This is a genomic window from Pseudomonas sp. 5Vm1k, from assembly GCF_056161485.1.
Genome location: NZ_JBSPCZ010000015.1, coordinates 159,880 through 179,076 on the forward strand (window position 1 = coordinate 159,880; position 19,197 = coordinate 179,076).

Annotated in this window: 23 protein-coding genes and 1 tRNA gene; 19 read left to right on the top strand and 5 right to left on the bottom strand. The window is 57.7% G+C overall.

Translation table 11 applies throughout. The features are described 5' to 3' along the window. Positions 1–47: 47 nt before the first annotated feature. Positions 48–1,136: an asparaginase gene (locus tag ACWIKB_RS25625; RefSeq protein WP_475270284.1), complete on the bottom strand. Its 1,089-nt coding sequence runs from the start codon at positions 1,134–1,136 to the stop codon at positions 48–50. A 347-nt stretch (positions 1,137–1,483) separates the two neighbouring features. Here ACWIKB_RS25625 and ACWIKB_RS25630 point away from each other — a divergent pair, with 347 nt between their 5' ends. The 8 genes from ACWIKB_RS25630 to ACWIKB_RS25665 all read left to right on the top strand — a co-directional run bounded on the left by ACWIKB_RS25630 (position 1,484) and on the right by ACWIKB_RS25665 (position 9,134). After that, positions 1,484–1,945: a hypothetical protein gene (locus ACWIKB_RS25630; protein WP_475270285.1), complete on the top strand. Its 462-nt coding sequence runs from the start codon at positions 1,484–1,486 to the stop codon at positions 1,943–1,945. Between the two features lie 197 nt (positions 1,946–2,142). Next, complete coding sequence (locus tag ACWIKB_RS25635; protein ID WP_475270286.1) at positions 2,143–3,099, top strand: substrate-binding domain-containing protein; 957 nt, start codon at positions 2,143–2,145, stop codon at positions 3,097–3,099. A gap of 56 nt (positions 3,100–3,155) precedes the next feature. Continuing rightward, positions 3,156–4,709: a sugar ABC transporter ATP-binding protein gene (locus tag ACWIKB_RS25640; protein ID WP_475270287.1), complete on the top strand. Its 1,554-nt coding sequence runs from the start codon at positions 3,156–3,158 to the stop codon at positions 4,707–4,709. Continuing rightward, a complete protein-coding gene (locus tag ACWIKB_RS25645) occupies positions 4,706–5,683 on the top strand; it encodes an ABC transporter permease (protein WP_475270288.1) in 978 nt (325 codons plus the stop codon). The genes ACWIKB_RS25640 and ACWIKB_RS25645 overlap by 4 nt, the downstream gene beginning before the upstream one ends. Positions 5,684–5,686: 3 nt before the next feature. Beyond that, positions 5,687–6,706: a LacI family DNA-binding transcriptional regulator gene (locus ACWIKB_RS25650; protein WP_475270289.1), complete on the top strand. Its 1,020-nt coding sequence runs from the start codon at positions 5,687–5,689 to the stop codon at positions 6,704–6,706. Between the two features lie 36 nt (positions 6,707–6,742). Next, positions 6,743–7,660: a ribokinase gene (gene rbsK / locus ACWIKB_RS25655; protein WP_475270290.1), complete on the top strand. Its 918-nt coding sequence runs from the start codon at positions 6,743–6,745 to the stop codon at positions 7,658–7,660. Further along, positions 7,657–8,061 carry a D-ribose pyranase gene (rbsD, locus tag ACWIKB_RS25660; RefSeq protein WP_475270292.1) on the top strand — a complete coding sequence of 135 codons (405 nt, stop codon included), beginning with the start codon at positions 7,657–7,659 and terminating at the stop codon, positions 8,059–8,061. Before rbsK ends, rbsD begins: the two co-directional genes overlap by 4 nt. A gap of 44 nt (positions 8,062–8,105) precedes the next feature. Beyond that, positions 8,106–9,134, top strand: coding sequence for a nucleoside hydrolase (locus ACWIKB_RS25665; RefSeq protein ID WP_475270293.1), 1,029 nt, complete (start codon positions 8,106–8,108; stop codon positions 9,132–9,134). A 33-nt stretch (positions 9,135–9,167) separates the two neighbouring features. Here the strand turns inward: ACWIKB_RS25665 and ACWIKB_RS25670 are convergent, their stop codons facing one another. After that, a complete protein-coding gene (locus tag ACWIKB_RS25670; RefSeq protein WP_475270294.1) occupies positions 9,168–9,380 on the bottom strand; it encodes a hypothetical protein in 213 nt (70 codons plus the stop codon). A 132-nt stretch (positions 9,381–9,512) separates the two neighbouring features. Between ACWIKB_RS25670 and ACWIKB_RS25675 the strand changes: the two genes are divergently transcribed. Both ACWIKB_RS25675 and ACWIKB_RS25680 read left to right on the top strand, forming a co-directional pair. Then, positions 9,513–9,818: a hypothetical protein gene (locus ACWIKB_RS25675; protein ID WP_054053050.1), complete on the top strand. Its 306-nt coding sequence runs from the start codon at positions 9,513–9,515 to the stop codon at positions 9,816–9,818. Between the two features lie 165 nt (positions 9,819–9,983). Next, entirely contained in the window at positions 9,984–10,304 is a 321-nt protein-coding gene (locus tag ACWIKB_RS25680) for an I78 family peptidase inhibitor (protein ID WP_475270296.1), read from the top strand. 72 nt (positions 10,305–10,376) lie between these two features. Here ACWIKB_RS25680 and ACWIKB_RS25685 read toward each other — a convergent pair whose 3' ends face one another. Further along, positions 10,377–10,589: a cold-shock protein gene (locus ACWIKB_RS25685; protein WP_003179963.1), complete on the bottom strand. Its 213-nt coding sequence runs from the start codon at positions 10,587–10,589 to the stop codon at positions 10,377–10,379. 292 nt (positions 10,590–10,881) lie between these two features. Beyond that, positions 10,882–11,184 (bottom strand): hypothetical protein, encoded by a 303-nt coding sequence (locus ACWIKB_RS25690; protein WP_475270297.1) that lies wholly within the window; start codon positions 11,182–11,184, stop codon positions 10,882–10,884. A gap of 375 nt (positions 11,185–11,559) precedes the next feature. On the opposite strand from ACWIKB_RS25690, the gene thrS reads away from it, so the two are divergent. The 9 genes from thrS to ACWIKB_RS25735 all read left to right on the top strand — a co-directional run bounded on the left by thrS (position 11,560) and on the right by ACWIKB_RS25735 (position 19,015). After that, the gene (thrS, locus tag ACWIKB_RS25695; protein ID WP_010455934.1) at positions 11,560–13,482 is read left to right on the top strand and encodes a threonine--tRNA ligase; all 1,923 of its coding nucleotides are present in this window, start codon (positions 11,560–11,562) and stop codon (positions 13,480–13,482) included. Beyond that, positions 13,482–14,033, top strand: a complete 552-nt coding sequence (gene infC / locus ACWIKB_RS25700; protein WP_169857083.1) for a translation initiation factor IF-3 — start codon at positions 13,482–13,484, stop codon at positions 14,031–14,033. Before thrS ends, infC begins: the two co-directional genes overlap by 1 nt. A gap of 60 nt (positions 14,034–14,093) precedes the next feature. Continuing rightward, the gene (gene rpmI, locus ACWIKB_RS25705; protein ID WP_008145659.1) at positions 14,094–14,288 is read left to right on the top strand and encodes a 50S ribosomal protein L35; all 195 of its coding nucleotides are present in this window, start codon (positions 14,094–14,096) and stop codon (positions 14,286–14,288) included. Between the two features lie 27 nt (positions 14,289–14,315). Beyond that, positions 14,316–14,672: a 50S ribosomal protein L20 gene (gene rplT / locus ACWIKB_RS25710; RefSeq protein ID WP_007905879.1), complete on the top strand. Its 357-nt coding sequence runs from the start codon at positions 14,316–14,318 to the stop codon at positions 14,670–14,672. 109 nt (positions 14,673–14,781) lie between these two features. Then, positions 14,782–15,798 (top strand): phenylalanine--tRNA ligase subunit alpha, encoded by a 1,017-nt coding sequence (gene pheS, locus ACWIKB_RS25715; RefSeq protein WP_007905876.1) that lies wholly within the window; start codon positions 14,782–14,784, stop codon positions 15,796–15,798. Positions 15,799–15,824: 26 nt separating this feature from the next. Beyond that, positions 15,825–18,206 carry a phenylalanine--tRNA ligase subunit beta gene (gene pheT / locus ACWIKB_RS25720; RefSeq protein WP_475270298.1) on the top strand — a complete coding sequence of 794 codons (2,382 nt, stop codon included), beginning with the start codon at positions 15,825–15,827 and terminating at the stop codon, positions 18,204–18,206. Positions 18,207–18,209: 3 nt separating this feature from the next. Next, positions 18,210–18,512: an integration host factor subunit alpha gene (gene ihfA / locus ACWIKB_RS25725; protein WP_002553164.1), complete on the top strand. Its 303-nt coding sequence runs from the start codon at positions 18,210–18,212 to the stop codon at positions 18,510–18,512. Further along, a complete protein-coding gene (locus ACWIKB_RS25730) occupies positions 18,493–18,849 on the top strand; it encodes a MerR family transcriptional regulator (RefSeq protein ID WP_003179985.1) in 357 nt (118 codons plus the stop codon). The genes ihfA and ACWIKB_RS25730 overlap by 20 nt, the downstream gene beginning before the upstream one ends. Positions 18,850–18,938: 89 nt before the next feature. Next, positions 18,939–19,015, top strand: a tRNA-Pro gene (locus ACWIKB_RS25735). Here the strand turns inward: ACWIKB_RS25735 and ACWIKB_RS25740 are convergent. After that, positions 18,979–19,197: hypothetical protein (locus tag ACWIKB_RS25740; protein WP_475270299.1), on the bottom strand; the 219-nt coding region annotated here is incomplete at its 5' end. The genes ACWIKB_RS25735 and ACWIKB_RS25740 overlap by 37 nt on opposite strands.

Here is a 19,197-nt window from a genome sequence, read left to right on the forward strand (position 1 = left end):
AAGTGGCGCAAGCGGTGCCCGACCGGAACCGGTCGGGCGAGGGCGGATCAGTACTCCCAGAACATCCGTTGCAGCTCTTTGCTGTCGTTGGTCTTGGTCAGCGCGACCATGGCCAGGATGCGCGCCTTCTGTGGGTTCAGGTCATGCGCCACGACCCAGTCGTACTTGTCGTCAGGCTGTTCGGCGTTACGCAGGACGAAACCGCCGGCGTTGACGTGGGACGAACGGATGATTTGCACGCCATCCTTGCGCAGGGCTTGCAGGGTTGGCACCACGCGGGAAGACACGGAACCGTTGCCGGTGCCGGCGTGAATGATCGCTTTGGCCCCCGATTGCGCCAGGGCCTTGTAGGCAGTGTCGCTGACGTTGCCATAGGAATAGGCGATTTCTACGTCAGGCAGGCTCTTGATGGTTTTGATGTCGAATTCCGAGTCCATGGTGTGGCGCTTGGCCGGCAGACGGAACCAGTAGGATTTGCCTTCAACGACCATGCCCAGCGGACCCCAGGCACTTTTGAAGGCCTCGGTCTTGATGTTGATCATTTTGCTGACGTCGCGACCGGACTGGATTTCATCGTTCATGGTCACCAGCACACCTTTGCCGCGTGCCTCTTTGCTGCTGGCCACGGCCACGGCGTTGTACAGGTTCAGCATGCCGTCAGCCGACATCGCGGTGCCCGGACGCATGGAGCCGACAACGACGATTGGCTTGTCGGTTTTTTCCACCAGGTTCAGGAAGTAGGCGGTTTCTTCCAGGGTGTCGGTGCCGTGGGTGATGACAATGCCATCGACGGCTTTGTCGTCTGCCAATTCCGCGACGCGGCGACCCAGCTGTAACAGGTTGTCGTTGGTGATGCTTTCGGACGCGATCTGCATGACTTGTTCGCCACGCACGTTAGCCAGTTGGCTGAGTTCCGGCACGCCAGCGATCAATTGTTCGATACCGACTTTGGCAGCCTGATAAGTAGCGCTGTTGGCTGCACTGGCGCCAGCGCCGGCGATGGTGCCGCCAGTGGCCAGGATCACCACGTTCGCCAGTTTCTGTTGGGTTTCGGCTTCTTTCGCTTGAAGGGCGGTGGGCAGGAGTAGCAGGAGGGCCAAAGCGCCCGGAAGAAGGGTGTTGAATGCAGATTTCATTATTTTCTCTCTAGTAGTGACGGTGCTGATGCAGGTTCATCTAGATACGCCCCCGGCAGATCTGAACGCCTGGGGTACACGAGAAGGAGCAGGATCTGTACCAGCCGAACTTTGAATGAGGGAAAACTTTAAGTTGATGATTTTTATCAGTATTTAGGTGGGTTTAAACGAAATTACACAACGGGTTGTCCGGGTTTCCGAACGCGTTGAGCGTCTATGTTCGGTTCTCCGAAAAGGACTGCGAACTTTGCAGATTAAATCGCCTTGCTGATTTTCGAATCAGTGCTAAAGAAAATTGCACTCAGGTCGATGGTCCTTTAAAGGATCTTATTTTTTCAGGAGTTCACATGTCGTTATCGGTCGGTATTCCGAATGCCGCGGGCGTCACCATTGGCGGCAAGTCCGCTGCCATCATCCGCGCGTTGAACGACGCTACGGAGGCCGAGGCAGCCAAAGCGCTGGGCACTAAAGAAGACGACGGCAAGGTCGTCAAGACCGGTCCCGTAGGGCTGGATAAAAGCGCCGATGCAAAAGCCACAGCCGAGGCCGTTAGCAACCAGAGCGTGGCGGTGAAAGTCCTCCTCAAACGTATGCAAGAGTTGCAACAGCAATTGCGCGAGCAACAGCAGCAATTGGCCCAGGCTCAAGCAGCGTCTTATCCGACGCCGGAAGCCAAGGCCACTGCGGTTATGGCCATTCAAGGGCAGATCGCCGAGACCAACGGCGCGCTGCTGGAAGTGTCAGCCGCCCTGATCAAGGAATTGTCCAAGGGGGCCAGCACCGGATCGGTGGTCAATACCACGGCATAAGGGCAATGTCCGGTTTTTGCCAGCCAGGACACAAAATGGTCGATTCTGCTCGTTGACAAATCTCGGCAGGGTTCGCATAGTTCGGTCTACGCAAACGTTTGCGCGGCAGTCGTGATGGCTTAATCCATCGACGAACGCCCTGTAGCCTACGCCAGCGCAAGCGTTGCTCACAATAATCATAAGATCGGAGTGAACCCATGAAGCTGCCATTCGCTGGACGTCTTCTCGCTGTCGCTATGCTGGCTGCCGCATCCGCCGCTTTGCCCCTCTCTTCGGCTTTCGCCGACACCCCTGAAAAACCTAAAGTAGCGCTGGTCATGAAATCCCTGGCCAACGAATTCTTCCTGACCATGGAAGACGGCGCTAAGGCTTATCAGAAAGACCATTCCGCCGACTTCGACCTGATCTCCAACGGCATTAAGGACGAAACCGACACCGCTGGCCAGACGCGCATCGTCGAGCAAATGATTCTGGCCAAGGTCAATGCGCTGGTCATCGCGCCGGCTGACTCCAAGGCCATGGTGCCGGTGATCAAGAAGGCTGTCGATGCCGGTATCACCGTGATCAACATCGATAACCAACTCGACCCGGCGGTCGTCAAAAGCAAGAACATCAGCGTACCGTTTGTAGGCCCGGACAACCGCAAAGGCGCGCGTCTGGTCGGCGAGTACCTGGCCAAGCAACTGAAGGCCGGTGACGAAGTCGGCATCATCGAAGGCGTGTCCACCACCACCAACGCCCAGCAGCGCACCGCAGGCTTCAAGGATGCGATGGAAGCGGCGAATATCAAGGTCGTGTCGCTGCAATCCGGTGACTGGGAGATCGACAAAGGCAACAAGGTTGCCGCCTCGATTCTCAGTGAATACCCGGACGTCAAAGCGCTGCTGACCGGCAACGACAGCATGGCCGTCGGTGCCGTTTCTGCCGTCCGTGCCGCGGGCAAGGCTGGCAAGGTTCAGGTAGTCGGTTACGACAACATCAATGCCATCAAACCGATGCTCAAGGATGGCCGTGTCCTGGCCACCGCTGACCAGTTTGCCGCCAAGCAAGCCGTGTTCGGCATCGAGACTGCGCTGAAAATCATCAAGGGCGAGAAAGTCGACAGCGGTACCAACGGTGTGATCGAAACTCCGGTAGAGCTGGTTACCAAGTAGTCCTTCTGGCGACACAACGGTGCTCGCCCGTCCGGGCGAGCGCATGGAGAGTTTTTATGTCAGTTTCCGCCCCGAACGCTGTCCTCTCGGTCAGCGGTATCGGTAAGACCTATGCCCAACCGGTCCTGACCGGCATCGACCTGACGCTGATGCGCGGTGAAGTACTGGCGCTGACCGGCGAGAACGGCGCCGGCAAAAGCACCCTGTCGAAGATCATTGGCGGGCTGGTCTCACCGACCACCGGCCAGATGCAATTCCAGGGTCAGGACTACCGCCCCGGCAGCCGGACCCAGGCCGAAGACCTGGGCATCCGCATGGTCATGCAAGAACTCAATCTGTTGCCAACCCTGTCGGTGGCGGAAAACCTTTTTCTCGATAACCTGCCAAGCAACGGTGGCTGGATCAGTCGCAAGCAACTGCGCAAGGCGGCGATCGAGGCGATGGCCCAGGTCGGCCTCGACGCGATTGACCCGGACACCCTGGTTGGCGAGCTGGGCATCGGTCACCAGCAAATGGTCGAGATCGCCCGCAACCTGATCGGCGACTGCCACGTGCTGATCCTCGACGAACCGACAGCGATGCTGACGGCGCGGGAAGTCGAGATGCTCTTCGAACAGATCACCCGCCTGCAAGCTCGCGGCGTGTCGATCATCTACATTTCCCATCGCCTCGAAGAACTGGCGCGGGTGGCTCAGCGCATTGCGGTGCTGCGCGACGGCAACTTGGTCTGCGTCGAGCCGATGGCCAATTACAACAGCGAGCAACTGGTCACCCTGATGGTGGGCCGCGAGCTCGGCGAACACATGGACATGGGCCCGCGCAACATCGGGGCGCCAGCCTTGACGGTTACAGGGCTGACCCGCTCCGACAAGGTTCGTGACGTGTCTTTCGAAGTGCGTGCCGGTGAAATCTACGGGATTTCCGGGCTGATCGGGGCAGGGCGCACCGAGTTGCTGCGCCTGATCTTCGGTGCCGACACGCCAGACAGCGGCACGGTCGCTCTGGGCTCACCGGCTAAAGTCGTCAGCATTCGTTCACCAGCCGACGCGGTGGGTCACGGCATTGCCCTGATCACCGAGGACCGCAAGGGCGAAGGCCTGCTGCTGACCCAATCGATCAGCGCCAACATTGCGTTGGGCAACATGCCGGTGATTTCCAGCGCGGGCGTCGTCAACAATGGTGACGAGATGGCCCTGGCCCAGCGTCAGATCAACGCCATGCGCATCCGCAGTTCCAGCCCGACGCAACTGGTGTCCGAGCTGTCTGGCGGTAACCAGCAGAAGGTCGTGATCGGCCGCTGGCTGGAGCGCGATTGTTCGGTGATGTTGTTCGACGAACCGACCCGCGGCATCGACGTCGGCGCCAAGTTCGACATCTATGCCTTGCTCGGTGAACTGACTCGTCAGGGCAAGGCACTGGTGGTGGTGTCCAGTGACCTGCGTGAACTGATGCTGATCTGCGACCGGATCGGTGTGTTGTCGGCGGGACGTCTGATTGACACGTTCGAGCGCGACAGCTGGACCCAGGATGATTTGCTTGCCGCCGCTTTTGCCGGCTACCAAAAACGTGATGCGTTGCTCAACGAAGCAGCGCCTAGGGATCTTCCATGAAAACTGCAACGTCTGCCGGTAAACGTAGTGGCAATTTTTACGGCCTCGGCACCTATCTGGGCCTGGCCGGTGCCTTGCTGGCGATGGTCGCGCTGTTCTCGGTCCTGAGCAGCCATTTTCTGTCTTACGACACCTTCAGTACTTTGGCCAACCAGATTCCGGACTTGATGGTACTGGCGGTCGGCATGACCTTCGTGCTGATCATCGGCGGCATCGACCTGTCGGTTGGTTCGGTGCTGGCGCTCGCGGCCTCGGCGGTCAGCGTGGCGATTCTCGGCTGGGGCTGGAGCGTCTTGCCGGCAGCCTTGCTCGGCATGGCGGTGGCGGCACTGGCCGGGACCATCACCGGTTCGATCACCGTGGCCTGGCGGATCCCGTCGTTCATCGTGTCCCTCGGTGTGCTGGAAATGGCCCGAGGCCTTGCGTACCAGATGACCGGCTCGCGCACTGCCTACATCGGTGATTCTTTCGCCTGGCTGTCCAACCCGATTGCCTTCGGTATTTCACCGTCGTTCATCATTGCCTTTGTGATCATCATCGTCGCCCAGGCGGTGCTGACCCGTACTGTGTTCGGCCGTTACCTGATCGGCATCGGCACCAACGAAGAAGCGGTGCGTCTGGCGGGGATCAACCCGAAACCCTACAAGATTCTGGTGTTCAGCCTGATGGGGCTGCTGGCCGGCATCGCTGCGCTGTTTCAGATTTCCCGACTGGAAGCTGCGGACCCGAATGCCGGTTCCGGTCTGGAGCTGCAAGTGATCGCTGCCGTGGTCATCGGCGGCACCAGCCTGATGGGCGGCCGTGGTTCGGTGATCAGTACGTTCTTCGGTGTGTTGATCATTTCGGTATTGGCGGCCGGTCTGGCGCAGATCGGCGCGACCGAACCAACCAAGCGCATCATCACCGGTGCGGTTATCGTGGTGGCGGTGGTGCTGGATACTTATCGCAGTCAGCGCGCAAGCCGGCGGACCTGATTCATGGCAACGATCAAGGATGTGGCGGCACTTGCAGGAATTTCCTACACCACCGTGTCCCACGTGGTGAACAAGACGCGGCCGGTCAGTGAAGAAGTGCGGGTAAAAGTCGAGGCGGCGATCAAAAGCCTCGATTACGTACCCAGCGCCGTCGCGCGTTCGTTGAAAGCCAAAACCACGGCGACCATCGGTTTGCTGGTGCCTAACAGCCTCAACCCGTACTTCGCCGAATTGGCTCGGGGCATCGAGGATTACTGCGAGCGTAACGGCTATTGCGTGATCCTCTGCAACTCCGATGACAACCCGGATAAGCAGCGCAGCTATTTAAGGGTGCTGCTGGAAAAACGCATCGACGGCTTGATCGTGGCCTCGGCCGGCGGTGATGCCGTGCTCGCTGAAGGCCTGGCCGGCGTGCGCACACCGATGGTGATTGTCGACCGTGGGCTGGAAGGTGTGAATGCCGACCTGGTGCGCATCGACCACGAATATGGCGCCTACCTGGCCACTCGACATCTGCTGGAACTGGGGCATCGAGACATCGCCACCATCGGCGGGCCGGCGGATACCAGCGTGGCGCAAATGCGTCTGGCCGGTTATTGCCGGGCGCTGAGAGAGGCGGGCGTCGAAGTGCCCCGCGAGCGCATGCTGGAAAGCGACTTCACCAGCACCGGCGGTTACAGTGCCGCCGCGATCCTGTTGGAAAAGAACCCGCCTAGCGCGATTTTTGCCGGCAACGACATGATTGGCATCGGTGTGCTGCGAGCGGCCGCCGAGCGCAATATTCGCGTACCCACCGAACTGTCGGTGATCGGCTTCGATGACATCCAGATGAGTCGTTATGTCTACCCGGCGCTGACCACCGTCGGCCAATCGATCCTGCAGCTTGGTGAGATGGCCGCCGAAGTGCTGTTGCGCAGGATTGCCACGCCGGACCTGGCCACCGATCAACGGATCGTGACCCCCAGTATCGTCTTGCGAGAATCGACTGCGCCGCTGGCCGGCGTGTTCTCCGAATTCCGCTGAAAGCACCGCAGAAACCGAATTGATGAGTAGTGACGTATGCCAGCAAAAGTAGTGGTAATAGGCAGCCTGAACATGGACCTGGTGACCCGAGCGCCGCGGCTGCCCCGTGGCGGTGAAACACTGATCGGCCAGTCATTTTCCACAGTCTCTGGCGGCAAGGGCGCAAACCAGGCCGTAGCCGCGGCGCGATTGGGTGCCCAGGTGTCGATGGTCGGCTGCGTCGGCACCGATGCCTATGGGCAGGAGTTGCGCGGGGCGCTGTTGGCCGAGCAGATCGATTGTCAGGCCGTGAGTATTGTCGACGGCGCCAGTGGCGTGGCCTTGATCGTGGTCGATGACAACAGCCAGAACGCGATCGTGATTGTCGCCGGTGCCAACGGTGCGTTGACGCCGGCAGTGATCGACGGTTTCGATGCAGTATTGCAAGCAGCAGACGTGATCATTTGTCAGCTGGAAGTGCCGGACGCCACAGTCGGTCATGCGCTCAAGCGCGGTCGTGAACTGGGCAAAACCGTGATTCTCAACCCGGCGCCAGCCAGTCGCCCGCTGCCGGCGGATTGGTACGCGTCCATCGACTATCTGATCCCCAATGAAAGCGAAGCATCGGCCCTGAGCGGGTTGCCGGTGGATTCCCTGGACACCGCCGAAACCGCCGCGACTCGATTGATCACCATGGGCGCCGCGAAAGTAATCATTACCCTTGGCGCCCAAGGATCGTTGTTTGCTAATGGCACAGGCTTCGAGCATTTCCCTGCGCCGACCGTGAAAGCGGTGGATACAACGGCGGCGGGTGACACCTTCGTCGGTGGTTTCGCCGCAGCATTGGCGTCCGGCAAAAGCGAGGCCGAGGCGATCCGTTTCGGTCAAGTCGCCGCAGCGCTATCGGTCACTCGTGCGGGCGCTCAACCTTCGATTCCTACCTTGTCCGACGTACAGGCCTTTAAGACACCATGAAAAAGACACCTTTGCTCAACGTCGCGCTGTCGCGGCTGATCGCGTCCCTGGGCCATGGCGACATGGTGGTGATCGGCGATGCCGGCCTGCCGGTGCCGCCAGGCGTCGAACTGATCGACCTGGCCCTGACCCACGGCATTCCGGATTTTGTCAGCACCTTGAAGGTGGTGCTCAGCGAAATGCAGGTTGAAAGCCATGTGCTCGCCCAGGAGATTCTGGACAAGCAACCGGTGGCCCTGACGACGCTGGATGAGCTGAATGTCGAAGGCGCGCTGGGTCGTCGCGAACTGCTTAGTCATGAGCAATTCAAAGTCATCAGCCGACAGGCGCGGGCGATTGTTCGTACCGGCGAGTGCTCGCCGTACTGCAACATCGTGCTGGTGTCCGGGGTGACGTTCTAACTCGCTGTATCCCTTTTTGCTTTCCCACGCACAAGGAGTGCGCTATGCACCGCTATGCTCAGAAACTGCATCATCTGCTCCGGAGTCTGCTGCTTTTGTCCCTGATTACCGCAACAAGCGCCCAGGCGGCGGAAAAAATCGACTTGATCATCGACACCGATCCGGGTGCCGATGACGTGGTCGCCTTGCTGTTTGCCCTGGCTTCGCCGGAAGAACTGAACATTCGCGCGCTGACCACCGTGGCGGGCAACGTGCGCCTGGACAAGACCTCGCGTAATGCGCGCCTGGCTCGTGAGTGGGCAGGGCGCGAAGAAGTGCCGGTCTACGCTGGCGCACCGAAACCACTGATGCGCACACCGATCTACGCCGAGAACATCCATGGCAAGGAAGGCCTGTCGGGTGTCACCGTGCACGAGCCGAAGAAAGGCTTGGCCGAGGGCAATGCGGTCAATTACCTGATCGATACTTTGAAAGCCGCCAAACCCCACAGCATCACCATCGCCATGCTCGGTCCACAGACCAACCTGGCTCTGGCGCTGATCCAGGAGCCTGAAATCGTTCAGGGCATCAAGGAAGTGGTGGTCATGGGCGGTGCGCATTTCAATGGCGGCAACATCACCCCGGTGGCCGAATTCAACCTGTTCGCCGACCCACAGGCTGCGGAAGTGGTGCTCAAGAGTGGCGTGAAGCTGACCTACCTGCCGCTGGACGTGACCCACAAGATCCTCACCAGTGACGCGCGCCTGAAGCAGATCGCCGCGCTCAACAACAATGCCGGCAAGATCGTGGGCGATATTCTCAATGAGTACGTCAAGGGCGATATGGAGCACTACGGTATCCCGGGCGGCCCGGTGCATGACGCCACTGTCATCGCTTACCTGCTGAAGCCAGAGCTGTTCACCGGTCGTTCGGTCAATGTGGCGATCGACAGCCGCGAAGGCATCACCTTTGGCCAGACTGTCGTCGATTGGTATGACGGCCTGAAAGCGCCGAAGAATGCTTTCTGGGTCGAGAATGGCGATGCTCAGGGTTTCTTCGATCTGCTGACCCAGCGTCTGGCTCGTCTGAAGTAAGCCGTATACCCGCAGGTGCCAGCCTGCGGGTTTTTATTCCCTGCCTGAATCCACCACGCCGAGGTAGTCCGCCGGGTATTTCTCGAATACCTGGGCGATGAACGACTGCGCGGCTTGCGTTCCCAGTTCCTTGACCAACAGATCGATCCCAATGATTGCCAGCTCTTCCGGGCTACCGGGGCTGTAAGAGCTGTGGCCCTGTGCCCACTTGGCTTTGATGTCGGCGTCGATACTTACGGTGGTCATGATGGCGCTCGTAAAGTCGGAAAAGTCTGAGTGCTGAGTTAACCATTTTGCGCAACGTTTGGCACTCCGACTTAGGCATGAGGGTAGGGCTATGCGACACTTGGTCTTTGATGGATTTTCAAGGACCGCGCTGTGCAGATCGATTTGAACACCCCTGACGGTTTGACCCTTGAGGCCGTGCGCCAGTTGTTGGCCTCCGCCAGCGACGACGAGCACACCCAGTTGCGGGTGACCAAGGCTGGCATCGCTTATATTTCATCGGGCGTTGTCGGCGGTACCGATATCGGTGGCCTGCTGTTTCGTCTGGAGACGTGGGCCAAGGGCTCGGGTTATGTGGGATTGGTCGCGGCCAGTGACGAGGTCTGGGTCATGCAGATTTTCAATGCACTGAAAGAGAACTGGCCGACGCCACCGTTCGACTACATCGACATCTACTGATGTGCTGTTCATATTCAGTCACGATTGAGTGATGAACGACGCGGCGACGCTCAGGCAAACTCGCTGATTGTCCAGATAGAGGGGCAGGGTGATAACGCTGCCTGTGAAACCAAAGGCCGGATTGGCGGTCGCACGAACTCAGCTTAACTATTGAAAGGAGGCTTCATGCCTTGGAAGCTCGCGTCATTGGGTACTTTGTTGGCCGTTGCCATGCTGGCCGGTTGCAGCACTCCCTCCACCGAGTCGGCAGCAAAGGACCCTGTGGTGACCGACACCGGCCACAGCCGTTGTGACTCAAAGGCCGCAGAATTCACCGTCGGTAAAAAGGCCTCGCCAGAACTGCTGGAGCAGGCACGTACTCGCGCAGGCGCGCAGAACGCCCGGATCCTCAAGCCCAGCGATATGGTGACCCTGGAGTACCGTTCCGATCGCCTGAATCTGAACACCGATGACAACCTGGTGATCACGCGCATCAATTGCGGCTGATTCGTTCAGGCTTTTGTTTCGCCCATAAAAAACCCCGTCACATGGACGGGGTTTTTTTAGTGCGCCAGAAACTTACTCTGGGCGAACTTGTGCAGCTTGCATACCCTTTTGGCCTTTCTCAGCCACGAAGGAAACGGTTTGGCCTTCTTTCAGGCTTTTGAAACCGTCGCTTTCGATAGCTTTGAAGTGTACGAACAGGTCGTCACCGCCACCTTGAGGAGTGATGAAGCCGAAGCCTTTTTCATCGTTGAACCATTTAACGGTGCCGGTTTGGCGATTAGACATGGTGTATCTCCAAGAAACATATATTTTCAGTAGTACTGTGCTGCTCAGGCCAACTGGGCACACGGGACTATCATAGTCGAAATGTACGGTTTGGGAGCCCCCCGAAGGTGCTGTTTGCCCCTCAACCGTGCTTTCTTTGCTGCTTGATCTGGCTGAAAGCCCCGTTTTAAAAGGCTTTCGGCCGAAAGTAAAGACGATAAAAAAAGCTGTAAAACCTGCATAAATTGTACAAAAAAGCAGTTTTCAGAGGCTTTTTAGCGCTCGTCAGGGCCCTCGTGGCGGGATCGGGTGCTTATTTTTTTGCCTTGGTATCGGCTCTGCACGACGCGATTTTGTCCAGCGCCTGTTTTTTCAGTGCATCACTGGCCGTGTTGTCCATCAATGACTGAATGTCCTTTTCCGGGTACGACTTGATCGCGTCGGCACCGCAAGCGCAGTGAGCCTTGGCCGCGGCAGCGCCAATCTGCGGGGTGGCTGCCTGGGTGCACTGAGCCATGTATTTTTCGCGTTCGCCCTTTGGCCAATCGGCATGGGCGGCCAGTGGCAACAACAGAACGATGGGGGCGACTACGGCGAACAAACGATTCAGACGCATGCTGGGATGCTCCTTGTGGGTCAATGTCTTGTTATCAGAGAGGTAAAGCGGGGTTCAAGTTCAGCACTCTGGCATAAAATCGCCTGATTTGCCCCGGCAGAAAACCTCTCTACCGCGACGACCGTTCATCTGTGCTAGCATGCCTCGCTCGGGCTTTTGCAGGCTCCGGACTGACTTTCAGTCCCGGTGGCGGCAGAGGCACGAATAACCCTGATTTGAATCCCAGTCACTCTGGTTCGGTTTTCCGGTTGGCCGCAAGGCTCCTGCCGCTGTAAGGCAGGCGTTCGTCATTGAATGGCCTGGATCGGATCTTGTACTGGCTCATCCCAACCCACGTGACCTTTGGTAGGGGTCACCACTAGGAGAGGAGGCGCCATGCCAACTATTACTCTTCCCGACGGCAGTCAACGTTCATTCGATCACCCGGTTTCCGTAGCCGAGGTCGCCGCATCCATTGGTGCTGGCCTGGCCAAAGCCACCGTGGCCGGCAAGGTCAATGGCAAGCTGGTCGACGCCAGCGACATCATCGACAGCGATTCCACGCTGCAAATCATTACGCCAAAGGATGAAGAGGGGCTGGAGATCATTCGCCACTCTTGCGCCCACCTGGTTGGCCACGCGGTCAAGCAGTTGTACCCGACGGCCAAGATGGTCATCGGGCCGGTCATCGACGAAGGCTTCTATTACGACATCGCCTTCGAACGTCCTTTCACTCCGGACGACCTGGCTGCGATCGAACAGCGCATGCAGCAGCTGATCGAGAAAGATTATGACGTGATCAAGAAAGTCACTCCGCGTGCCGAAGTGATCGAAGTGTTCAAGGCTCGTGGCGAAGACTACAAGTTGCGCCTGGTCGAGGACATGCCGAACGAGCAGGCCATGGGCCTGTACTATCACGAAGAATACGTCGACATGTGCCGCGGTCCGCACGTGCCGAACACCCGCTTCCTGAAATCCTTCAAGCTGACCAAGTTGTCCGGCGCCTACTGGCGTGGCGATGCCAAGAACGAGCAATTGCAGCGCGTTTACGGTACTGCCTGGGCTGACAAGAAGCAGCTGGCGGCTTACATCCAGCGCATCGAAGAAGCTGAAAAGCGCGATCACCGCAAGATCGGCAAGCGTCTGGGTCTGTTCCACACTCAGGAAGAGTCCCCGGGCATGGTGTTCTGGCACCCGAACGGCTGGACTCTGTACCAAGTGCTCGAGCAGTACATGCGCAAGGTTCAGCGCGACAATGGCTATCTGGAGATCAAGACTCCGCAAGTCGTTGACCGCAGCCTGTGGGAGAAGTCCGGGCACTGGGCCAACTACGCCGACAACATGTTCACCACTCAGTCGGAAAACCGCGACTACGCCATCAAGCCGATGAACTGCCCTTGCCACGTGCAGGTGTTCAATCAAGGCCTGAAGAGCTACCGCGAGTTGCCGATGCGTCTGGCCGAATTCGGTGCTTGTCACCGTAACGAGCCTTCGGGTGCCTTGCACGGCATCATGCGTGTGCGTGCGTTCACTCAGGATGACGCCCACATCTTCTGCACCGAAGAGCAGATGCAGGCCGAGTCCGCCGCGTTTATCAAGCTGACCATGGACGTTTACGCCGACTTCGGCTTTAAAGACGTCGAGATGAAACTGTCCACTCGTCCGGAAAAACGCGTCGGTTCCGACGAGCTGTGGGATCGCGCCGAAGCCGCTTTGGCTGCAGCCCTTGATAGCGCTGGCTTGCCGTACGATTTGCAGCCGGGCGAGGGTGCGTTCTACGGTCCGAAGATCGAGTTCTCGCTGAAAGATTGCCTTGGCCGTGTCTGGCAGTGTGGTACCCTTCAGCTCGATTTTAACCTGCCTGTCCGTCTGGGAGCCGAATACGTCTCCGAAGACAACAGTCGCAAGCACCCGGTTATGTTGCACCGGGCGATCCTGGGCTCTTTCGAACGTTTTGTCGGAATCCTGATCGAGCACTACGAGGGCGCGTTCCCTGCGTGGCTGGCTCCGACCCAGGCAGTGATCATGAATATCACTGATAAACAGGCTGATTTCGCCGCTGAGGTTGAAAAAACTCTCAACGAAAGCGGATTTCGTGCCAAGTCTGACTTGAGAAATGAAAAGATCGGCTTTAAAATCCGCGAGCATACTTTGCTCAAGGTTCCTTATCTCTTGGTTATCGGAGATCGGGAAGTCGAGATGCAGACTGTCGCTGTGCGTACTCGTGAAGGTGCTGACCTGGGCTCGATGCCCGTCGCCCAATTCGCTGAGTTCCTCGCTCAAGCGGTTTCCCGGCGTGGTCGCCCAGATTCGGAGTAATTACTATTAAGCGTGAAATGAGACAAGATAAACGAGCTGCACCGAAAGCCCCGATCAACGAGAATATCTCGGCACGCGAGGTTCGGTTAATTGGGGCTGAGGGTGAGCAGCTTGGGATTGTGTCAATTGAAGACGCGCTTCTTAAGGCTGAAGAGGCCAAACTGGATCTGGTGGAAATTTCCGCCGATGCAGTACCCCCTGTTTGCAAACTGATGGACTACGGCAAATCGATCTTCGAAAAGAAGAAGCAGATTGCCGCAGCCAAGAAAAACCAGAAGCAGATCCAGGTTAAAGAAATCAAGTTTCGTCCAGGGACGGAGGAAGGGGATTACCAGGTAAAACTGCGCAACCTGGTACGTTTCCTGAGTGATGGGGACAGGGCCAAGGTATCCTTGCGATTCCGCGGCCGTGAGATGGCCCACCAGGAGCTGGGGATGGAACTCCTCAAGCGAGTTGAAGGTGACTTGCTCGAGTACGGTTCGGTCGAACAGCATCCTAAGATGGAAGGACGCCAGCTGATCATGGTCATCGCCCCGAAAAAGAAGAAGTAATCAATAGGGCACGGCAGGCCTTCTGATTATGTTTATCAACTGAATGCGGAGTATCCGAACATGCCAAAAATGAAAACTAAAAGTGGTGCTGCTAAGCGGTTTCTGAAAACTGCTAACGGTATCAAGCACAAGCACGCTTTCAAGAGCCACATCCTGACTAAAATGTCGACCAAGCGTAAGCGTCAACTGCGCGGTAGCAGCTTGCTGGCACCGTGTGACGTGGCAAAAGTCGAGCGCATGCTGCGCCTTCGTTAATTTAGTCAAGAATAGAGGAAGTAACTCATGGCTCGTGTAAAGCGTGGCGTCATTGCCCGTAAACGTCACAAAAAAATTCTGAAACTTGCTAAAGGCTACTACGGCGCTCGCTCGCGCGTATTCCGTGTTGCCAAGCAAGCGGTAATCAAGGCAGGCCAATACGCCTACCGTGACCGTCGTCAGAAAAAACGTCAGTTCCGCGCTCTGTGGATCGCTCGTATCAACGCTGGTGCACGTATCAACGGTCTGTCCTACAGCCGTTTCATCGCCGGCCTGAAAAAAGCGTCCATCGAGATCGACCGTAAGGTTCTGGCTGATCTGGCAGTGAACGAAAAAGCGGCGTTTGCTGCGATTGTCGAGAAAGCTAAAGCCACCTTGGCTTAAGTACCCCCGACAGTCACCTGGCCTCACCTTTGTGGGGCCAGGTGTTAAACGTCATAAATAGGGGAAGAGCCTTCAAGCTCTTCCCCTATTTTGTATCTGGAGTCTGTACATGGAAAACCTGGACGCGCTGGTCTCTCAAGCTCTAGAGGCTGTGCAAAGCGCTGAAGATATCAATGCCCTGGAGCAAATCCGGGTTCACTACCTTGGCAAAAAGGGCGAATTGACTCAGGTGATGAAGACCCTGGGGAATTTGCCGGCAGAAGAGCGTCCGCAAGTCGGCGCCCTGATCAACGTTGCCAAGGAGCGTGTCACAGAGGTTCTCAATGCCCGCAAGGCACTGTTTGAAGAGGCCGATCTGGCCGCCAAACTGTCCGCCGAGTCCATTGACGTGACCCTGCCTGGCCGTGGCCAGACCTCCGGTGGTCTGCACCCGGTTACTCGCACTCTGGAACGTATCGAACAGTTCTTCACCCACATTGGCTACGGCATCGCCGAAGGCCCTGAGGTCGAAGACGACTATCACAACTTCGAAGCGCTCAACATCCCAGGCCATCACCCGGCCCGGTCGATGCATGACACCTTCTATTTCAATGCCAACATGTTGCTGCGCACCCATACCTCGCCGGTACAGGTCCGCACCATGGAATCGAAGCAACCGCCGATCCGCATCGTCTGCCCAGGCCGTGTGTACCGTAGCGACTCCGATATCACCCATTCGCCGATGTTCCACCAGGTCGAAGGCCTGCTGGTCGATCGCGACATCAATTTCGCCGACCTGAAAGGCACCATCGAAGAGTTCCTGCGCGTGTTCTTCGAAAAAGAACTGGCCGTACGTTTCCGCCCTTCGTACTTCCCGTTCACCGAGCCATCCGCCGAAGTCGACATGGAATGCGTGATGTGCAGCGGTAAAGGCTGCCGCGTCTGCAAGCAGACTGGCTGGCTGGAAGTCATGGGCTGCGGCATGGTTCACCCGAACGTGCTGCGTATGTCCGGGATCGACCCGGAAGAGTTCTCGGGCTTTGCCTTCGGCATGGGCGTTGAGCGTCTGGCCATGCTGCGTTACGGCGTGAACGACTTGCGTCTGTTCTTCGACAACGACTTGCGGTTCCTCGCGCAATTTCGCTAGTCGTAACGAATTCTTAGGAGAGCAGGATGAAATTCAGTGAACAATGGCTGCGTGGCTGGGTAAGCCCGCAGGTAAGTCGTGACGAGCTGGTTGCTCGTTTGTCGATGGCCGGTCTTGAGGTCGACAGCGTTACGCTGGCCGCCGGCGAATTCACCGGCGTGGTGGTGGGCGAGGTGCTGAGCACCGAGCAGCACCCGGACGCCGACAAGTTGCGTGTTTGCCAGGTCAGCAATGGCTCGGAGACCTTCCAGGTCGTCTGCGGTGCGCCAAACGTGCGCCCGGGCCTGAAGATCCCGTTCGCCATGATCGGTGCCGAACTGCCAGGCGACTTCAAGATCAAGAAAGCCAAGCTGCGTGGCGTTGAATCCAACGGCATGCTGTGCTCGCAAGCCGAGCTGCAAGTTGGCGAAGGCAACGATGGCTTGATGGAATTGCCGGCCGATGCGCCGGTCGGTCAGGACATTCGTGAATACCTGAGCCTGGATGACGCCAGCATTGAGGTCGACCTGACCCCAAACCGCGGCGACTGCCTGTCCCTGGCTGGTCTGGCCCGTGAAGTCGGCGCGCTGTACAACGCCGAAGTCACCCGTCCGGTAGTGGCTGTCGTGCCAGCCGTGCACGACGAAGTGCGTTCGGTTGAAGTGCTGGCACCTGCTGCTTGCCCGCGTTACCTGGGTCGTGTGATCCGTAACGTCGACCTGTCCAAGCCAACGCCTCTGTGGATGGTCGAGCGCTTGCGTCGTGGCGACGTGCGCAGCATCGACGCTGCCGTCGACATCACCAACTACGTGATGCTGGAGTTGGGTCAACCGCTGCACGCATTCGATCTCGCCGAAATCAATGGCGGCATCCGCGTGCGCATGGCTGAAGAAGACGAGAAGCTGGTGCTGCTCGACGGTCAGGAAGTCAGCCTGCGTAGCGATACGCTGGTGATTGCCGACCACACTCGCGCCCTGGCAATCGCTGGCGTGATGGGTGGCGAGCACAGCGGCGTCAATACTGCGACCACCCGCGACGTATTCCTTGAAAGCGCGTTCTTCGATCAGATTGCTGTCGCTGGCAAAGCCCGTTCCTATGGCCTGCACACCGACGCTTCGCACCGCTACGAGCGTGGCGTGGACTGGCAACTGGCCCGTGAAGCCATGGAGCGCGCCACTGGTCTGCTGCTGGAAATCACTGGCGGCGAAGCCGGCCCGATCATCGAAACCGTCAGCGAGCAGCACCTGCCGAAAATCGCGCCGATTACCCTTCGTGCGCAGCGCATCACCCAGATGCTGGGCATGGAAATGGAATCGTCCGAAGTCGAGCGTCTGCTCAACGGCTTGGGCCTGACCGTTTCCGCCGATGGGGCAGGGCAGTGGCGCGTAGAAGTGCCAAGCCATCGCTTCGATATCAGCCTGGAAGTCGATCTGATCGAAGAGTTGGCCCGTCTGTACGGTTACAACCGTCTGCCGGTTCGCTACCCGCAAGCCCGTCTGGCACCGCAAGCCAAGGCCGAAGCCCGCAGCGACCTGCCTGAACTGCGCCGTCTGCTGGTGGCGCGTGGTTATCAGGAAGCGATCACCTACAGCTTCATCGATCCGAAACAGTTCGAACTGTTTAATCCGGGTGTTGAACCGCTGCTGTTGGCCAACCCGATTTCAAACGACATGGCTGCCATGCGTTCGTCCCTGTGGCCAGGCTTGGTCAAGGCGCTTCAGCACAACCTGAACCGTCAGCAGGATCGCGTCCGTCTGTTCGAAAGCGGTCTGCGTTTTGTCGGTCAACTGGAAGGCTTGAAGCAAGAGCCGATGCTGGCGGGTGTCGTATGCGGTAGCCGTCTGCCTGAAGGCTGGGCACAAGGTCGGGATGTCGTGGACTTCTTCGACGTCAAGGCTGACGTGGAAGCGGTGTTGGGCTTCGCCGGTGCACTGGATTCGTTCACCTTCGTACCGGGCAAACACCCGGCGCTGCATCCAGGTCAGACCGCGCGCATCGAGCGTGAAGGTCGTCTGGTCGGCTACGTGGGTGCGATTCATCCTGAGTTGTCGAAAAACCTCGGCCTCGATCGCCCGGTCTTCGTTTTCGAGCTGGTTCTGGCGGAAGTGGCGTTGGGTAAAATGCCTAAATTCCAGGAGTTGTCGCGCTTTCCTGAAGTGCGTCGTGACCTTGCGTTGATTGCCGAAAAAGACGTCGCAGCCAGTGCCGTACTGGACGTAATCCGTGAAAATGCAGGGGAATGGCTGACGGACCTCAGGCTATTTGACGTGTATCAGGGTAAAGGCATTGATCCTGATAGAAAAAGCCTTGCAGTTGGCTTGACCTGGCAGCATCCATCGCGCACTCTTAATGACGATGAGGTGAATAACACGACGCAAAATATCCTCACCTCGCTCGAACAAAGGTTGAACGCCACGTTAAGGAAGTGACGTATGGGGGCTCTGACGAAAGCTGAGATGGCGGAACGTCTGTATGAAGAGCTGGGCCTGAATAAACGGGAGGCCAAGGAATTGGTCGAACTGTTTTTTGAAGAAATCAGGCACGCTCTTGAAGACAACGAACAAGTCAAATTGTCCGGTTTCGGCAATTTCGACCTTCGGGACAAACGCCAGCGGCCTGGCCGCAATCCGAAAACGGGTGAAGAAATCCCGATCACGGCTCGCCGTGTGGTCACCTTTCGTCCAGGGCAGAAGTTGAAGGCCCGAGTTGAGGCTTATGCTGGAACCAAGTCATAACGACGAGCTACCCGTCATCCCAGGCAAACGCTACTTCACCATTGGTGAAGTCAGCGAGCTGTGTGCGGTAAAACCACACGTGCTGCGCTACTGGGAGCAGGAGTTTCCTCAACTCAACCCCGTCAAACGCCGCGGAAACCGCCGGTATTATCAGCGACAAGACGTGCTGATGATCCGGCAAATCCGCGCGCTTCTTTACGATCAAGGGTTCACCATCGGCGGCGCGCGCCTGCGTTTGTCCGGCGATGAAGCCAAAGACGACACCACCCAATACAAGCAAATGATTCGGCAGATGATTGCTGAGTTGGAAGACGTGTTGGTTGTCCTCAAGAAGTAAATTCCTGCGTTTGAATACTTCCAGTTTTCAAAAGCTTGCGATATATTCTTGAGCGTTCCTCGAGATGAGGAACAGGTTTAACGCCTAGTCGGGGCGTAGCGCAGTCCGGTAGCGCACTAGCATGGGGTGCTAGGGGTCGAGTGTTCGAATCACTCCGTCCCGACCATATAATTCAAAGGGTCGCGAGATTTTATCTCGCGACCCTTTTTTATTTTTGGTCGTTTTTGTGAGTTCACGTCGCTTTTGGCTCTTTTTCGCGCTGTCTTTGGCACCAATCCAGTCCGATATTTCTCTTCCTTTCTCAGCGTTTTCGCATGTCAGATAGCCTTGCCATACGCCACGTTTCCT

Bases quoted from the DNA above. Each gene is read 5' to 3' on its own strand.
- rbsK (WP_475270290.1), top strand. From the start codon at position 6,743: ATGCCAGCAAAAGTAGTGGTAATAGGCAGCCTGAACATGGACCTGGTG.
- ACWIKB_RS25645 (WP_475270288.1), top strand. From the start codon at position 4,706: ATGAAAACTGCAACGTCTGCCGGTAAACGTAGTGGCAATTTTTACGGC.
- ACWIKB_RS25630 (WP_475270285.1), top strand. From the start codon at position 1,484: ATGTCGTTATCGGTCGGTATTCCGAATGCCGCGGGCGTCACCATTGGC.
- ACWIKB_RS25670 (WP_475270294.1), bottom strand. From the start codon at position 9,380: ATGACCACCGTAAGTATCGACGCCGACATCAAAGCCAAGTGGGCACAG.
- ACWIKB_RS25640 (WP_475270287.1), top strand. From the start codon at position 3,156: ATGTCAGTTTCCGCCCCGAACGCTGTCCTCTCGGTCAGCGGTATCGGT.
- ACWIKB_RS25690 (WP_475270297.1), bottom strand. From the start codon at position 11,184: ATGCGTCTGAATCGTTTGTTCGCCGTAGTCGCCCCCATCGTTCTGTTG.
- ACWIKB_RS25685 (WP_003179963.1), bottom strand. From the start codon at position 10,589: ATGTCTAATCGCCAAACCGGCACCGTTAAATGGTTCAACGATGAAAAA.
- ihfA (WP_002553164.1), top strand. From the start codon at position 18,210: ATGGGGGCTCTGACGAAAGCTGAGATGGCGGAACGTCTGTATGAAGAG.
- pheS (WP_007905876.1), top strand. From the start codon at position 14,782: ATGGAAAACCTGGACGCGCTGGTCTCTCAAGCTCTAGAGGCTGTGCAA.
- pheT (WP_475270298.1), top strand. From the start codon at position 15,825: ATGAAATTCAGTGAACAATGGCTGCGTGGCTGGGTAAGCCCGCAGGTA.
- ACWIKB_RS25650 (WP_475270289.1), top strand. From the start codon at position 5,687: ATGGCAACGATCAAGGATGTGGCGGCACTTGCAGGAATTTCCTACACC.
- rbsD (WP_475270292.1), top strand. From the start codon at position 7,657: ATGAAAAAGACACCTTTGCTCAACGTCGCGCTGTCGCGGCTGATCGCG.
- ACWIKB_RS25730 (WP_003179985.1), top strand. From the start codon at position 18,493: ATGCTGGAACCAAGTCATAACGACGAGCTACCCGTCATCCCAGGCAAA.
- ACWIKB_RS25625 (WP_475270284.1), bottom strand. From the start codon at position 1,136: ATGAAATCTGCATTCAACACCCTTCTTCCGGGCGCTTTGGCCCTCCTG.
- rpmI (WP_008145659.1), top strand. From the start codon at position 14,094: ATGCCAAAAATGAAAACTAAAAGTGGTGCTGCTAAGCGGTTTCTGAAA.
- ACWIKB_RS25665 (WP_475270293.1), top strand. From the start codon at position 8,106: ATGCACCGCTATGCTCAGAAACTGCATCATCTGCTCCGGAGTCTGCTG.
- ACWIKB_RS25635 (WP_475270286.1), top strand. From the start codon at position 2,143: ATGAAGCTGCCATTCGCTGGACGTCTTCTCGCTGTCGCTATGCTGGCT.
- rplT (WP_007905879.1), top strand. From the start codon at position 14,316: ATGGCTCGTGTAAAGCGTGGCGTCATTGCCCGTAAACGTCACAAAAAA.
- ACWIKB_RS25680 (WP_475270296.1), top strand. From the start codon at position 9,984: ATGCCTTGGAAGCTCGCGTCATTGGGTACTTTGTTGGCCGTTGCCATG.
- thrS (WP_010455934.1), top strand. From the start codon at position 11,560: ATGCCAACTATTACTCTTCCCGACGGCAGTCAACGTTCATTCGATCAC.